General features: G+C 67.2%; 12 protein-coding genes. 7 read left to right on the top strand and 5 right to left on the bottom strand.

The genetic code is table 11. The features are described from left to right. Nucleotides 1–58 precede the first annotated feature (58 nt). From VI08_RS19985 to uvrA, 4 genes are all read right to left on the bottom strand, one after another. The gene (locus VI08_RS19985) at nucleotides 59–817 is read right to left on the bottom strand and encodes an enoyl-CoA hydratase/isomerase family protein (RefSeq protein ID WP_045831401.1); all 759 of its coding nucleotides are present in this window, start codon (nucleotides 815–817) and stop codon (nucleotides 59–61) included. A gap of 13 nt (nucleotides 818–830) precedes the next feature. Then, on the bottom strand, nucleotides 831–2,288 hold the full coding sequence (locus tag VI08_RS19980) for a DUF4139 domain-containing protein (protein ID WP_045831400.1): 1,458 nt from the start codon (nucleotides 2,286–2,288) through the stop codon (nucleotides 831–833). Between the two features lie 179 nt (nucleotides 2,289–2,467). Continuing rightward, a complete protein-coding gene (locus tag VI08_RS19975; RefSeq protein ID WP_045831399.1) occupies nucleotides 2,468–2,896 on the bottom strand; it encodes an acyl-CoA thioesterase in 429 nt (142 codons plus the stop codon). Continuing rightward, on the bottom strand, nucleotides 2,893–5,853 hold the full coding sequence (gene uvrA / locus VI08_RS19970) for an excinuclease ABC subunit UvrA (RefSeq protein ID WP_045831398.1): 2,961 nt from the start codon (nucleotides 5,851–5,853) through the stop codon (nucleotides 2,893–2,895). The genes VI08_RS19975 and uvrA overlap by 4 nt, the downstream gene beginning before the upstream one ends. Before the next feature lie 172 nt (nucleotides 5,854–6,025). Between uvrA and VI08_RS19965 the strand changes: the two genes are divergently transcribed. The 4 genes from VI08_RS19965 to cgtA all read left to right on the top strand — a co-directional run bounded on the left by VI08_RS19965 (nucleotide 6,026) and on the right by cgtA (nucleotide 8,547). After that, entirely contained in the window at nucleotides 6,026–6,547 is a 522-nt protein-coding gene (locus VI08_RS19965; RefSeq protein WP_045831397.1) for a DUF2059 domain-containing protein, read from the top strand. Between the two features lie 254 nt (nucleotides 6,548–6,801). Further along, on the top strand, nucleotides 6,802–7,116 hold the full coding sequence (rplU, locus tag VI08_RS19960; protein WP_045831396.1) for a 50S ribosomal protein L21: 315 nt from the start codon (nucleotides 6,802–6,804) through the stop codon (nucleotides 7,114–7,116). A 20-nt stretch (nucleotides 7,117–7,136) separates the two neighbouring features. Next, nucleotides 7,137–7,394 (top strand): 50S ribosomal protein L27, encoded by a 258-nt coding sequence (gene rpmA, locus VI08_RS19955; protein ID WP_036111438.1) that lies wholly within the window; start codon nucleotides 7,137–7,139, stop codon nucleotides 7,392–7,394. Nucleotides 7,395–7,479: 85 nt separating this feature from the next. Next, nucleotides 7,480–8,547, top strand: coding sequence for an Obg family GTPase CgtA (gene cgtA / locus VI08_RS19950; protein WP_045831395.1), 1,068 nt, complete (start codon nucleotides 7,480–7,482; stop codon nucleotides 8,545–8,547). A gap of 113 nt (nucleotides 8,548–8,660) precedes the next feature. Here cgtA and rpsT read toward each other — a convergent pair whose 3' ends face one another. Continuing rightward, nucleotides 8,661–8,924: a 30S ribosomal protein S20 gene (rpsT, locus tag VI08_RS19945; protein ID WP_045831394.1), complete on the bottom strand. Its 264-nt coding sequence runs from the start codon at nucleotides 8,922–8,924 to the stop codon at nucleotides 8,661–8,663. Between the two features lie 202 nt (nucleotides 8,925–9,126). Between rpsT and murJ the strand changes: the two genes are divergently transcribed. The 3 genes from murJ (at nucleotide 9,127) to ileS (ending at nucleotide 14,750) form a co-directional block, all read left to right on the top strand. Continuing rightward, nucleotides 9,127–10,734 carry a murein biosynthesis integral membrane protein MurJ gene (gene murJ / locus VI08_RS19940; RefSeq protein WP_045831393.1) on the top strand — a complete coding sequence of 536 codons (1,608 nt, stop codon included), beginning with the start codon at nucleotides 9,127–9,129 and terminating at the stop codon, nucleotides 10,732–10,734. A 178-nt stretch (nucleotides 10,735–10,912) separates the two neighbouring features. After that, nucleotides 10,913–11,869: a bifunctional riboflavin kinase/FAD synthetase gene (locus VI08_RS19935; RefSeq protein WP_045831392.1), complete on the top strand. Its 957-nt coding sequence runs from the start codon at nucleotides 10,913–10,915 to the stop codon at nucleotides 11,867–11,869. Nucleotides 11,870–11,888: 19 nt separating this feature from the next. Further along, nucleotides 11,889–14,750, top strand: a complete 2,862-nt coding sequence (ileS, locus tag VI08_RS19930) for an isoleucine--tRNA ligase (protein ID WP_045831391.1) — start codon at nucleotides 11,889–11,891, stop codon at nucleotides 14,748–14,750. Nucleotides 14,751–14,781 lie beyond the last annotated feature (31 nt).

Raw genomic sequence — 14,781 nt, 5'->3', positions numbered from 1 at the left:
CTTGCGGCAACACCCATCGCGCGCAAGCGCGCTCCCACATCGATAGAGAGCGGCTTCGTCAGCCCTTGTTCTTTAGCTTCGCGACGAGTGCGTGCAGCGTAGCCTGCGTTTCCTGCGCGAAGAAATCATCGATGAAACCCTCGTCCAGCAGGCCGTTCGTATCGCCCCATACCTCGAGCAAATCGGCACGGGCGATGGCGCGGGTGCGCAGCATGGCGTGCGGCGGTGATTTCAGCAGGTCGGCCAGCCACAGCACCGAACGCGTGACCACCTGCTCGAGTGCGGCCAGTTCGTCGACAAGGCCGATGGCGTGTGCGGTTTCCGCGTCCACCATCGCGCCTGCCACCATAAGGCGCTCGGCGCGGTAAGTGCCGACGATGCGGCGCATGGCGAACTGGATGGGGCCCGGCACCGACAACCCCACCTGCACCTCGTTGAGGCCGATGCGGTATACCCCGTGCGCCATCACGCGGTAATCCGCGAAGAGCGCCAGCACGGCGCCACCCGCCGGGCTATGGCCAGTGATAGCGGCAACGACGGGTACGGGCGAGGCGGCGATCGCACCGCAGAGCGCGAAGAAATCGTTCCAGAATGCGTGCACCCCACCGCGGTCGAGCTGGAGCAGCGCGGGCACGTCGACGCCCGCTGAAAACAAACCCTGGGCACCCGAAAGTACAATGCCGCGGGCGCCGTTCAGGGGCGCCTGGGTGATGGCCTCGCGCAGGGCATTCACCAGCGTGGGGTCGAGGGCGTTCACGGGCGGCCGCGCCATGCGGATTTCGTGGATATCGCCGTCGTGGGGAAGGATGTCTAGCATGGGTGGCCTCAGGTTAGCGGGGGCGGATATCCGCGTCCGTCCAGGTGTAGCGTACGGCGAAGTCGAGGGTGGCGCTGCCGTTGGCCGGCACGTCCACCTTGAATTCGAGCAGCTCGGGGGTGGCCTTCGAGGGCTTCACCGACGACGAGGCGAGGGCCCAGGCGCGCCACCGGTTGGGGCGCTCGCGCACCGTGACCGTGCGCTTCGCGTCGCCGGCGTTGGTGAGCGTGATGCGGGTGCCCTCGTCGATCTGGTGGCCCGCGACGTTGAACGCCGTCTGCTCGCGCTTCGCCCGCAGGTCGAACGCGTTGCCGAGCGATACCGTGGCATCCTCGTTCTTCGGCGTGTCTTCGACGCGGCCTTCGCCGAGCAGCTCGGCATTGCCGTCGCGGTCGGTGGTCAGCACGCGCACGTAGCCGGCGGGGAGACTGTCGAACGCCTTGAAGCGCAGGCTGGTGACGATGGGCGTGCCATCTTCGGGCACACCCGGGTCCTGCTCCACGCGGGGGCTGCCGTTGTAGAAGCGGGTGCCGGCGTCGTAGACCGCCTCGCGGCTACACGCCAGCGTGTGGCGGTCGTACAGCGGCGCCTGCGTGACGCTGCCGTCGGGCAGGTCCACCGCGTGCGGCAGCGTATACGTGCGGAGGTCGCCCAGGCTGGCCTGGCGCATGTCGTCGCCGGCGGCGTCCATGGCCTTCATCGCCACCGGCGCCCGGGCCATCATCATGCGCGGCGGCGGCACCGACTTGGCGCGCTGGGCGTCACCCGCCACGAGCTTCAGGGCCACGTCGTGCCAGTCGCGGCCGCTGCGGTTGGCGATGCTGGCGTTCGCATCGAAGGCCATGTTGCAGGCCCCGCCGGGCGCCAGCGTGGCCACGTAGGCGCCGCGCCAGCCGAGGCCGGTGGTGGGGTAATCGAGTTGTGCTGTGGTCTTGCCGGCGCTGCCGCCGTCGACACGCACCTGCAGCGTGGAGCCACGCGCGACATCGTCGACACCGGTGACGCGCAGCGCCGAATAGTCCTTGACCACGGTGAGCTGGCCGGTGCCATCGCGCAGCACCATGGGGTTGCCGCCACGGACGAGGGTGCCTTTCGCGAGCTCCTGCCCCGTGCTGCCCACGACCTGCACGTCGTGGCCGACCAGGCCGGCCACGGCGCCGTCGAATCCCTGGCCCAGCAGCAGGCGCTGCGACACCACACGCGTGCCCTTGCCGGGAAAGCGCAGCGTGAGCGCTTCGCTGTCGAGCGCGGCGGGCAGGCCACCGATGGAAAGATCCTGCGTACCGCCCTTCAGGTCGAACGCGCGGCGCTCGTGGACCACGGCATAGCCATCGTTTGAAACGGCGTCGCCCGTGGCCTGGAAGAGCTGGTCGCTGTCGGCCCGGTAGAGGGTGAGCGCGGTGGGCTCATCGGCGGCGTAGGCGGGCAGGGTGACGGCGCAGGCGACGGCCAGCGCGAGGATGCGGTTCATGGGTCTCTCTCCGTGTAGATCGCCAGCGGATCATAGCGGCACGAGGGATGAACACGATCTGATTGAAACTGTGGGAGCGCGCTTGCGCGCGATGGGGGTTCTGGCGAGCACCCATCGCGCGCAAGCGCGCTCCCACAGAGGGCTTCCCCATAGAAGGGTTCCCCACAGAGGGCTTCGGGTTAGCGTTGCGCGGCGTCGCGGATGGCCTGGGGCAGGGCGACGGGGCGGCCGGTCTTCGTGTCGATCCACACCATGGTGACGCTGCCGTCGGCATGGATGCGCGTGGCGTCCTGGCTGTCGACGATGCGGTGGCCGACGGTCATCGAACTGCTGCCGATGCGGTTCACGTAGAGCTCGATCTGGATATCCGCGGGCCACTCGATGGGCAGGCGATAGTTGATCTCGCTATGCGCCATCACCGGCGCGGCCTCCGGGCTGTACCAGGGGTCGGGCAGGTTCATGAGCCACTTCAGGCGGGCTTCCTGCAGGTAGACCAGGTAGTTCGAGTTATTGACGTGGTTATAGGCGTCGAGATCCTGCCAGCGCACGTCCATCGGCGTGATGAAGATGGGCTGCGGCGCGGGCGTCTTGGCGGCTTCGGTGCTCATGCGGTCTTTTTCTTCTTCGCGGCAGGCGCCGCTTTCGTGGTGGCTTTTTTCGCTGGAGCCGGCGCCGCCTTGGCGGCGGCCTTCTTCGCGGCGGGCTTCGTGGCCGCGGGCTTCGCGGTGGCCGGCGTGGCACCCGGCTTCAGGTGGGGCAACAGGAAGCGGCCGGTATGCGATGCCTTCGTCGCGGCCACCTTTTCAGGCGTGCCGCTGACGAGGATCTGGCCGCCGCCCGCGCCACCCTCGGGGCCGAGGTCGACCAGCCAGTCGGCGGTCTTGATCACGTCGAGGTTGTGCTCGATGACGACCACCGTGTTGCCGTGCTTCACCAGCGTGTGCAGCACGTCGAGCAGCTGCTCGATGTCATGGAAGTGCAGGCCGGTGGTCGGTTCATCGAGGATGTAGAGCGTGTTGCCCGTATCGCGCTTGGACAATTCCTTCGAGAGCTTCACGCGCTGCGCCTCGCCGCCTGACAGCGTCGTGGCGCTCTGGCCGAGCTTGATGTAATCCAGGCCCACGGCACGCAGCGTTTCGAGCTTGCGGGCGATGACCGGCACGTTCTCGAACAGCTTGAACGCGTCTTCCACCGTCATGTCGAGCACGTCGGCGATGGTGTGGCCCTTGTAGAGCACCTCGAGCGTTTCGCGGTTGTAGCGCTTGCCGTGGCACACGTCGCAGGGCACGTATACATCGGGCAGGAAGTGCATCTCCACCTTGATCATGCCGTCGCCCTCGCACGCCTCGCAGCGGCCGCCGCGGACGTTGAAGCTGAAGCGGCCCGGTGTGTAGCCGCGCGAGCGGGCCTCGGGCACCTGCGCGTAGAGCTCGCGCAGCGGCGTGAACAGGCCCGTGTAGGTGGCCGGGTTGGAACGCGGCGTGCGGCCGATGGGCGATTGGTCGATATCGACGACCTTGTCGAACAGGTCGAGCCCCTCGATGGATTCGTACGGCGCCGGTTGCTCGCTGGCGCCGTTCAACTGCATGGCGGCGATGCGGTAGAACGTGTCGTTGACCAGCGTGGATTTGCCCGAGCCCGAGACGCCCGTGACGCAGGTGAACGTGCCGACCGGCACGCGCAGGTCGACGTCCTTCAGGTTGTTGCCCGTGGCGCCCTTCAGTTCCACCCATTGGCCGTCCTTCGCCTCGCGGCGCTTGGCGGGCACCTTGATGCCGCGTTCGCCGCTGAGGAACTTGGCCGTGACCGACGTGGGTGACTTCATCAGCTGCGCGAGCGTGCCCTCGCCGACGATGGCGCCGCCGTGCACGCCTGCGCCCGGGCCGATGTCCAGGAGGTGGTCGGCCGCGCGGATGGCGTCCTCGTCGTGTTCCACCACGATGACGGTATTGCCGAGGTCGCGCAGGCGCGTGAGCGTGCCCAACAGGCGCTCGTTATCGCGCTGGTGCAGGCCGATCGAGGGCTCGTCGAGCACGTACATGACGCCGACGAGGCCCGCGCCGATCTGGCTGGCAAGGCGGATGCGCTGCGCTTCGCCGCCCGAGAGCGAATCGGCCTGGCGATCGAGCGTGAGGTAGTTGAGGCCCACGTCGTTGAGGAACGTGAGGCGCTCGCGGATCTCCTTGATGATCTTCACGGCGATCTCGCCGCGCCAGCCCGTGAGCTGCAGCGTGGCGAAGAAGTCCAGCGCCATGTCGATGGCGAGCCCGGTGATCTCAGGGATGGCCTTGTCGGCCACGAACACGTTGCGGGCCGACGGATTGAGGCGCTGGCCGCCGCAATCCGGGCACGGGTGGTCGGCGATGTAGCGCGCCAGTTCCTCGCGCACGGCCGCGGATTCGGTCTCGCGGTAGCGGCGCTCGAGGTTGTTGATGATGCCCTCGAACTTGTGTTCGCGGGTGACCTTGCCACCGCGGTCGGTGATATAGCGGAACGGGATGAGTTCCTTGCCCGAGCCATACAGCACCGCGTTCTGCTGCGCCTTGGTGAGCTGGCGCCACGGGGCCTCCGGGTCGAAGCCGTAATGCTTGGCCAGCGACAGGATCATCTGGAAGTAATACGCGTTGCGGCGATCCCAGCCGCGGATGGCACCGCCGGCGAGGCTGAGCTCGGGGTGGCCCACGACGCGTGCGGGGTCGAACACCTGGGTGACGCCCAGGCCATCGCAGGTGGGGCAGGCGCCCACGGGCGAGTTGAACGAGAACAGGCGGGGCTCGAGCTCGGGCAGCGAGTAATCGCACAGGGGGCACGAGAAGCGCGACGAGAACAACTGCTCGCTGGCCTTGGCGTCGTCCATGTCGACGAGGATGACGATGCCGTCGCCCAGGCGCAGGGCCGTTTCAAACGACTCGGCCAGGCGTTGCTTGATATCCTCGCGCGGGCGGAACCGGTCGATCACCGCCTCGATGGTGTGCTTCTGGCGCAGCGTGAGCGGCGGCACGGCGTCGAGGTCGTGGACCTCGCCGTCGACGCGGGCGCGCACGAACCCCTGTGCGCGCAGTTGTTCGAACACCTGCACGTGCTCGCCCTTGCGTTCGCGGATGACCGGCGCCAGCAGCATCCAGCGCTTGTCGGCGTCCAGGGCCAGGGCGGTATCCACCATCTGGCTCACGGTTTGCGCCTCGAGCGGGATGCCGTGGTTCGGGCAGCGCGGGGTGCCGACACGCGCATAGAGCAGGCGCAGGTAGTCGTACACCTCGGTGATGGTACCGACGGTGGAGCGGGGGTTATGCGACGTCGACTTCTGCTCGATCGAGATGGCCGGGGAGAGGCCCTCGATGGTGTCGACGTCCGGCTTCTCCATCATCGAGAGGAACTGGCGGGCATAGGCCGACAGCGACTCGACGTAGCGGCGCTGGCCTTCGGCGTAGATGGTGTCGAAGGCGAGCGACGATTTGCCGGAACCGGACAGCCCCGTAATGACAATGAGCTTGTCACGGGGCAGGTCGAGGTCGATATTCTTGAGATTGTGCGTGCGGGCGCCGCGGATGCGAATGCTGTCCATGTGCCGACGTAAATGGGGGAAGAAGGGGACTATACCAAGGGCGTCAAGCCTTCATGCCGCCTGCACTTGTGACGGTTCATCACAGGCGTTGTGTCGGTTCGGTCGCCACCGGCGCTACCATGGCCGGGCCCCGGGGAGGGGCAGGTCACACTACCGTGAAGAGGACATATGCATGCGTAACTGGAAAGGGATCGCCGCCGGCCTGGTGCTGGCGACCTGCGCGGGCCAGGCCATGGCCGCACCGCCCAGCGAGGCGCAGGTGCGCCAGCTGATGGATGCCGTCGGCATGGGCCGCATGCTGAGCCAGATGAACAGCCAGATGGCTGGCGTCATGGCCAACGCGCTGCCTTGCGTGCCAGCCAGCTATTGGCAGGGGTTCGTCGACGCCAACGCCACCAACCAGCTCATCGGCCGCATGGTGCCGGTGTACCAGAAGCACTTCACCGCCGAGGACATCGACGGCTTGCTCAAGTTCTACAAGAGCCCGCTGGGCCAGAAGGTCATCACCCAGATGCCGGCGACCATGGCCGAGGGCATGCAGGTGGGCAAGCAGTGGGGCCAGGAGCGCGGCCAGCAGATGATCAGCCAGCTGCAGAGCCAGGGCACCCTGAACGCTCAGGGCCAGTGCCCCGCCACGGGCGCGGCCGCCAAGCCCGCCCCGGCCCCGGCTCCCGCCCCCTCGAAGAAGAAGTAGGAGCCCACCCTCGTGGGCGACAGCTTTTCGCGACCACGCAACACGGCCTCGGCGGTGGGGCGAAAGGCTGTCGCGCACGGAGTGCGCATCCTACATATGCTGCAAGTTATTGATGTATATGGTTTTGGCCGCATTGGTCAAGGTTTGGCCATAAAGTAACCCGCTGATTGACCTTGCCTTTTGGCTCCCGCTATAATTCGCGGTTCGTAACACCCGCAACACCCCTAAAAAGAACTACATAACCAGGAACAGTCATGAGCTACGCAGTCATTAAGACCGGTGGCAAGCAGTACCGCGTGATGCAGGGCGAAGTCCTGCGCGTGGAGCTGCTCCCCGCCGAAGTCGATTCGACCTTCACGTTCGACGAGGTCCTCCTCATCGGCGAAGGCGAGTCGATCACCGTTGGTGCCCCGCTCGTCGCCGGCGCCACCGTCAGCGCCAAGGTCGTCAAGCACGGCCGCGCCGACAAGATCCGCATCATCAAGTTCCGTCGTCGCAAGCACTACAAGCGCACGCAGGGTCACCGTCAGCATTTCACCGAAATCGAGATCACGGGCATCAACGCCTGAGTCGCCGGAGGATATGAGTCATGGCACATAAAAAAGGCGTAGGTTCCAGCCGTAACGGTCGCGATTCGAACCCGAAGTACCTCGGTGTGAAGATCTACGGCGGCCAGGCTGTCGAAGCCGGTAACATCATCGTCCGCCAGCGTGGCACCAAGTTCCACGCCGGCGTGGGCGTCGGCCTCGGCCGCGACCACACCCTGTTCGCCCTGGTCGATGGCACCGTTGCCTTCAAGACCCGCGGCGACAAGGGCCGCAAGTTCGTCGACGTCGTCCAGGCGTAAGCCGCCCCGTCGCGATAACGAAGGCCCCGCCCAACGGCGGGGCTTTTCGTTTGTAAGGCTCCCCCTTTCTTCCCAGGTTGTCCCCATGAAATTCGTCGACGAAGCGCAGATTCGAGTCACGGCCGGTAGCGGCGGCAACGGCTGCGCAAGCTTTCGCCGCGAAAAATTCATCCCGTTCGGCGGCCCTGATGGTGGCGACGGCGGCGATGGTGGTTCGGTGTGGCTCGTGGCCGACGAGGGCCTGAACACGCTCGTCGATTTCCGCCACATGCGCCAGTTCAAGGCGCCGCGCGGCCAGAACGGCATGGGCAGCCAGATGTACGGCAAGGGTGGCGAGGACATCGAGATCCGCGTGCCGGTCGGCACGGTGGTCACCAACGTCGACACCGATGAAGTCATTGGCGACCTCACCGCCAACGGCCAGCGCCTCAAGGTCGCCGAAGGCGGCCGGGGTGGCCTCGGCAATATCCATTTCAAGAGCTCGGTGAACCGCGCGCCACGCAAGGCCACGCCCGGCACACCGGGCGAAGTGCGTGACATCAAGCTCGAGCTGCGCCTGCTGGCCGACGTGGGCCTGCTCGGTTTCCCGAACGCGGGCAAGAGCACCTTCATCCGCGCCGTCTCGGCGGCGACGCCGCGCGTGGCTGATTACCCGTTCACCACGCTGCACCCGAACCTGGGCGTGGTGCGCATCGGCACCGACCAGAGCTTCGTCGTCGCCGATATCCCCGGCATCATCGAGGGTGCGGCCGAGGGCGCGGGCCTGGGTATCCAGTTCCTCCGCCATGTATCGCGCACCAGCCTGCTGTTGCACGTGGTGGATATCCGTCCCATCGACGGTTCCGATCCGGTGGAGCAGGTGCAGACGATCGAGCGCGAGCTGGCCAGCTTCGATACCGAGCTGGTCGACCGCCCGCGCTGGCTCGTCATCAACAAGATGGACGTGTTCGACGACGAGGATGAGCTCGAGGCCGCGGCCAACGACATCGTCCTGCGCCTTGGCTGGACCGCCCCGTCGTTCCTCATTTCCGCCGCCGGCCAGCAAGGCACCCGCGAGGTCTGCCTGCAGGTGCAGCAGTTCTTCGACGCCGAGCGCGCCGCGCGCAAGCTGGACCAGGAAGCGATCGACGACGTGCGCATGCGCGGCGAATAAAGCCGGCTCTTCTGCGTGGCTTCCCTGTGGTGTGGGAGCCAGCTTGCTGGCGATGGGCTACAAAAAAGCCGGCTTGCGCCGGCTTTTTCGTGAACAGCGGTGTCGCGCAGGCGTTAAGCCAGGTCGCGGATCTTCGCGTTCAGGCGGCTCTTGTGGCGAGCGGCCTTGTTCTTGTGGATGAGGCCACGGGCGGCGTAGCGGTCCATGACCGGCACGGCGACGGCGTAAGCCGACGTGGCGGCGGCCTTATCCTTGGCGTCGATCGCCTTGACGACCTTCTTCAGTGCGGAACGCACCATGGAACGCGCGCTGACGTTGCGCAGACGGCGCTGCTCCGACTGACGCGCACGCTTCTTCGCGGACTTGATGTTGGCCAAGGTAAAGCTCCAGAGTTCGGTGGGTTTTAAAAAAGACGCCCATTGTGCGGCCAAAATGGGGCCGCGTCAATAGGTTAGGCCCCGCGCGGGAGGGCCCGACGGGAGGTGGCCGCCCGGGCTGCCCGGGAAAAACCAGAACGGGGACTGTCCCGCGCCCGGCCGCCTTTGTCAAACTAGGGGTTTACCGCCACACCAGGTACGGATGAAAACCCCCAGCCTCTTGCGCGGCATGCTGTCCTTCAGCGGCATGACCATGGTCTCGCGCGTCCTCGGCCTGGTCCGCGACATGGCCATCAACGCGTCGTTCGGCGCCAATGCCGCCACCGACGCCTTCTGGGTGGCCTTCCGCATCCCCAACTTCATGCGTCGCCTGTTCGCCGAGGGTTCGTTCTCCACGGCATTCGTGCCCGTGTTCACCGAGGTCAAGGAAACCCGGCCGCACGGCGACCTTAAAGAACTGATGGCGCGCACCTCGGGCACGCTGGGTGGCGTGCTGCTGGTGATCACCGCCATCGGCATCATCTTCGCGCCCCAGGTCACCGCGCTGTTCTCGCCCGGCGCGGTCGAAACGCCTGAGAAGTTCAAGCTCACGGTGAACCTGCTGCGGCTGACGTTCCCGTTCCTGCTGTTCGTGTCGCTCACGGCGCTGAGCGGCGGCGCGCTGAACAGCTTCCATCGCTTCGGCCTGCCGGCGCTGACCCCCGTCATCCTCAACCTGTGCATGATCGCCGGTGCCCTGTGGCTGGCGCCGAAGCTGCACACGCCGATCATGGCGATGGGGTGGGCCATCCTTATCGCCGGCTTCCTGCAGCTGATGTTCCAGCTGCCGTCGCTGCGCCAGCTCGACCTGCTGGCGCTGCCGCGCTGGGGCTGGCACTCGCCCGACGTGCGCCGGATCATGCGGCTGATGGTGCCGACGCTGTTTGGCTCGTCGGTGGCGCAGATCAACCTGTTGCTGGATACCGTCATCGCCTCGTTGCTCATCGCGGGCTCGCAGAGCTGGCTGTCACAGGCCGATCGCTTCCTCGAGCTGCCGCTGGGCGTGTTCGGCGTGGCGTTGGGTACCGTGATCCTGCCGTCGCTGTCGCGGCACCACGTGGGCAGCGACCGTGACGGTTTCTCCCGCGCGCTCGACTGGGGCCTGCGCACCACGCTGCTCATCGCCGTCCCGGCGATGTTCGCGCTGATGATCCTGTCGTTCCCACTGGTGGCCACCATTTTCCAGCATGGCCGGTTCACGCCGTTCGACACGAAGATGGCCTCCATGTCGATCTCGGCGCTGAGCTTCGGCCTGCCGGCGTTCGCCCTGGTGAAGGTGGTGCTGCCGGCGTTCTATGCCCGCAAGGATACGAAAACCCCGGTACGCGCCGGCGTGGCCTCGCTCGTATCGAACATGGTCTTCAACGTGCTGTTCCTCGCGCTGCTGTTCTTCCTGTGGGCGAGCCCGGCGCAAAAGGCCGGTTCGTGGATGCAGGCGCTGGCCAGCATCCCGGGCCTGCACATGGCGCTTGGCATGGCCAGCGCGCTGGCCAGCTACATCAACCTGGGCCTGCTGTGGCGCTGGCTGGGCAAGGCGGGCGTCTACGAGATGCAGCCGGGGTGGGGCCGCCACCTGGTCCGCCTGGCCGTCGCGTGCGCCGTCATGTGCGGCGTGCTTGTGGCCGGCCTGTACCTTTGGCCGGAGTGGGGTGACGTCGAAAAGTGGGTGCGTGTATGGCGCCTGGCGGTGCTGGTGTGCGCCGGCGGCGGCGCCTATGTCGCGGCCCTGTTCGCCATGGGCTTCCGCCTGCGCGAGCTCCGCGCCCGGTAAACGGACGGTATCCGACCTCTGTGGGAGCGCGCTTGCGCGCGACGGGGGTTGTGGCGAGCACCCATCGCGCGCAAGCGCGCTCCCACGCAGGGGCGCGCAAACCGCATTGTGCGGCGCAATGGGGCGGCTATACTGGCCCGATGGCTTTTATTCCGCATCGACCCCAAGGCGGCCGCGCATGACGCTGCGACTCCATCGCGACGTGGCTGGCCCCTGCCTCGCGCCCGAGGGCAGCGTGGTGGCCATCGGCGCCTTCGACGGCCTGCACCTGGGCCACCAGGCCATCCTGGCCGAGGTGCGCCAGCGTGCGGCCGCGCGGGGCCTCGCGCCCGCCGTCATCACCTTCGATCCGCTGCCGCGCGCCTTCTTCTCGAAGGAGCCCGTGCCGCGCCTGTCGGGCATGCGCGAAAAGGCCGAGGGCATGGCCGCGGCGGGCGTCCGCGAGCTGCTTTCGCTGCGTTTCGACGAGGCGCTCACCCGCATGGCCGCCGAGGACTTCGTCCGTGACGTCATCGTGGGCCGCTTCGCCGCCCGCGAGGTGTGGGTGGGCGAGGACTTCCGCTTCGGCCACCGCCGCGGCGGCGATTTCGCCCTGCTGCAGGCCATGGGCGCCGAACTGGGCTTCACCGCCCACGCCGTGGCCGCGGTGCTGGTCGATGGCGAGCGGGTCTCGTCGTCGAAGGTACGCACGCTGCTGGCGGAAAGCCGCTTTGCCGACGCCACGACACTGCTGGGCCGCCCGTTCGTCATCGACGGCCACGTGGAGCACGGCAAGCAGCTCGGCCGCGAGCTGGGCTACCCCACGGCCAACGTGCACCTGCGCGACCGCGTCAGCCCCATCCAGGGCATCTTCGCGGTGCGCATCGGTATAGGTGACGGCCCCTGCAGCTGGCCGGGCGTGGCCAGCCTCGGGTTCCGGCCCACGGTAAACGAGGTGCGCGAGCCGCTGCTCGAAGCCCACCTGTTCGATTTCTCAGGCGATCTCTACGGCCAGCGCATCGGCGTGGAGTTCGTCCGCAAGCTCAGGGACGAGGAAAAATTCGACGGCCTGGACGCCCTGGTCGCGCAGATGCGCCAGGACGAACGGGACGCCCGGCAGGCCCTGGGGATGAACCCCATCCTTGCCGATGCATGACACACCACGGTTGCCAGCGATGACCCAGGACTACAAGAACACCATCAACCTGCCGCAGACGGATTTCCCGATGCGCGGCGACCTGCCCAAGCGCGAGCCCACCTGGCTGGCGAGCTGGGAGCGTGTCGGCCGCTATGCGCAGATCCAGGAAAAGACCGCCGGCCGCGACAAGGTGTTCGTGCTGCACGACGGCCCCCCGTACGCCAACGGCGCCATCCACCTGGGCCATGCGGTCAACAAGGTGCTGAAGGACGTCATCGTCAAGTCGAAGCTCATCGCCGGCTACCGCGCGCCCTATGTGCCAGGCTGGGATTGCCACGGCCTGCCGATCGAAATCGCCATCGAGAAGAAGTTTGGCAAGGCCGGCGACAAGCTCGATGCCGCCGCTTTCCGCCAGAAGTGCCGTGAGTACGCGCTGGCGCAGATCGACCTGCAGCGCACCGATTTCAAGCGCCTCGGCGTGCTCGGCGATTGGGAGCACCCCTACCGCACGCTCGATTTCACCTACGAGGCCGACATGATCCGCGCGCTGGCGCGCATCGTGTCGAACGGCCACGTGGTGCGCGGCGCCAAGCCCGTCTACTGGTGCTTCGATTGCGGCTCGGCGCTGGCCGAGGCCGAGATCGAATACGCCGACAAGACCTCGCCCGCCGTGGACGTGGCCTACGACGCCGTATACCCGAAGGAGATGGGCGCCGAGTTCGGCGTCGATGTCGGTGACGCGATCGTCGCCGTGCCGATCTGGACCACCACGCCGTGGACGCTGCCGTCCAGCCAGGCCGTGTCGCTTGGCGGCGAGATCGAATACGCGCTGGTCGAAGGCCCCGCCCGCGACGGCAGGCGCGTGCTGCTCGTCATCGCTTCGGCGCTGGCGGAGAAGGCGCTCGCCCGCTACGGCGTCGAAGGCCCTGTCGCGGTCCTCGGCCGCAAGCAGGGTGCCGCGCTGGAGAACCAGCAGCTCAAGCACCCGTTCTACGACAAGCACGTGCCCATCATCCTTGGCGACCACGTCTCGGACGAGGATGGCACCGGCGCCGTGCACACCGCGCCCGACCACGGCGCGGAGGATTTCGCCGTGGGCCAGCAGTACGGCATCGGCACGCTCAACTACGTCGATGGCCGTGGCGTGTACCGCAGCGACCTGCCGCTGGCGGGTGATGTCACGTTCGCCGGCATGCACATCTGGAAGGCCAACGACGCCATCGTCGACCTCCTGCGCGCGCGTGGCGTGCTGCTCGCCGTCGCGAAGCTCACGCACAGCTACCCGCATTGCTGGCGCCACAAAACCCCGGTGATCTACCGTGCCACGCCGCAGTGGTTCATCGGCATGGAAACGGCTGGCCTGCGCGATACCGCGCTGACCTCCATCAAGGGCGTGCGCTGGGTGCCCGCGTGGGGCGAGGACCGCATCCGCGGCATGGTCGATGGCCGCCCGGACTGGTGCATCTCGCGCCAGCGCACCTGGGGCGTGCCCATCACGCTTTTCGTCGACAAGAACACGCACGAACCGCACCCCGATTCCGTCGAGCTGATGGAGAAGGTGGCGAAGAAGGTGGCGCACGAGGGTATCGACAGCTGGTTCACGCTCGATCCGCGCGAGCTGCTGTGCGATGACGCCGACAGGTACGAAAAGGTCACCGACGTCCTCGACGTGTGGTTCGATTCCGGCGTCAGCCACTTTGCCGTGGTGGGCCAGCGGCCCGAACTGCAGGCGGGTGGCGCGGGCGAGTACAAGGTGATGTACCTCGAGGGCTCCGACCAGCATCGCGGCTGGTTCCAGTCGTCGCTGCTCACCTCGGCCGCCATCCATGGCCGCGCGCCGTACGACCACGTGCTCACCCACGGGTTTACCGTCGATGCGCAGGGCCGCAAGATGTCCAAGTCGCTGGGCAACGGCATCGAGCCCCAGGAAATCATGAAGACCCTGGGCGCCGATATCCTGCGCCTGTGGATCTGCTCCACCGATTACCGCAACGAGATGGCGCTCTCGGATGAGATCCTGAAGCGCGTCTCGGACACATACCGCCGCATCCGCAATACCGCGCGCTTCCTGCTCGGCAACCTCGACGGCTTCGACCCGGCCCGGCACCTGCTGGCCACCGACGCCTGCCTGCCGCTCGACCAGTGGGCCGTGCAGCAGGCTGCCGATACGCAGGCCGCCATCGTGGCCGCGTACGAGCGCTACGATTTCCCTGAGATCGTGCAGCGCGTGCAGAACTTCTGCACCACCGAACTGGGTGCCCTGTACCTCGATGTGACGAAAGACCGCCTCTACACCATGCCGACGGAGAGCCACGGCCGGCGCAGCGCGCAGAGCGCCATGTACCGCATCGCCGAGGCCATGGTTCGCTGGATCGCGCCCATGCTGAGCTTCACCGCCGAGGAAATCTGGCAGCATCTGCCGGGCTCGCGCAGCGAGTCGGTGCTGTTCGAGACCTTCTACGACGGCCTCGACGTGCGCCAGGATGCCGAGTCGCGCGCTTGGTGGGGCAAGCTGCTCGCCATCCGTGAAACGGCCTCGCGCGTGCTCGAGGGTATGCGCAAGGCCGGGCAGATCGGCGCGTCGCTCGATGCCACGCTCACGCTGCACGCCGACGTGGCGACGCAGGCGGCGCTGGCCGGGGCCTCGGACGAGCTGCGCTTCTTCTTCATCACCTCCGACGTGGCGCTGGCGCCGCTGGAAAGCCGCCCGGCGGGTGCTGAAAAGGTGGAGCTGGACGAGGGCGAGGTGTACGTCTCCGCCGCCGTCACCGACTGGGCCAAGTGCATCCGCTGCTGGCAGCACCGTCCCGACGTGGGCCACGACCCGGCGCACCCGGAGATCTGCACCCGCTGCGTCGAGAACGTTACCGGCGCCGGCGAAACCCGCCGCTGGTTCTGACTCTCCGCCCCCGTGGGAGCGCGCTTGCGCG

It is taken from the genome of Luteibacter yeojuensis (genome assembly GCF_000964085.1).
GTDB classification, from domain to species: Bacteria; Pseudomonadota; Gammaproteobacteria; order Xanthomonadales; family Rhodanobacteraceae; genus Luteibacter; species Luteibacter yeojuensis_A.
The sequence above is the reverse complement of the archived record's forward strand: the minus strand, read 5'-3'. Positions and strand labels throughout refer to the sequence as shown.

Bases quoted from the DNA above. Each gene is read 5' to 3' on its own strand.
- VI08_RS19985 (WP_045831401.1), bottom strand. From the start codon at position 817: ATGCTAGACATCCTTCCCCACGACGGCGATATCCACGAAATCCGCATG.
- VI08_RS19980 (WP_045831400.1), bottom strand. From the start codon at position 2,288: ATGAACCGCATCCTCGCGCTGGCCGTCGCCTGCGCCGTCACCCTGCCC.
- VI08_RS19975 (WP_045831399.1), bottom strand. From the start codon at position 2,896: ATGAGCACCGAAGCCGCCAAGACGCCCGCGCCGCAGCCCATCTTCATC.
- uvrA (WP_045831398.1), bottom strand. From the start codon at position 5,853: ATGGACAGCATTCGCATCCGCGGCGCCCGCACGCACAATCTCAAGAAT.
- VI08_RS19965 (WP_045831397.1), top strand. From the start codon at position 6,026: ATGCGTAACTGGAAAGGGATCGCCGCCGGCCTGGTGCTGGCGACCTGC.
- rplU (WP_045831396.1), top strand. From the start codon at position 6,802: ATGAGCTACGCAGTCATTAAGACCGGTGGCAAGCAGTACCGCGTGATG.
- rpmA (WP_036111438.1), top strand. From the start codon at position 7,137: ATGGCACATAAAAAAGGCGTAGGTTCCAGCCGTAACGGTCGCGATTCG.
- cgtA (WP_045831395.1), top strand. From the start codon at position 7,480: ATGAAATTCGTCGACGAAGCGCAGATTCGAGTCACGGCCGGTAGCGGC.
- murJ (WP_045831393.1), top strand. From the start codon at position 9,127: ATGAAAACCCCCAGCCTCTTGCGCGGCATGCTGTCCTTCAGCGGCATG.
- VI08_RS19935 (WP_045831392.1), top strand. From the start codon at position 10,913: ATGACGCTGCGACTCCATCGCGACGTGGCTGGCCCCTGCCTCGCGCCC.
- ileS (WP_045831391.1), top strand. From the start codon at position 11,889: ATGACCCAGGACTACAAGAACACCATCAACCTGCCGCAGACGGATTTC.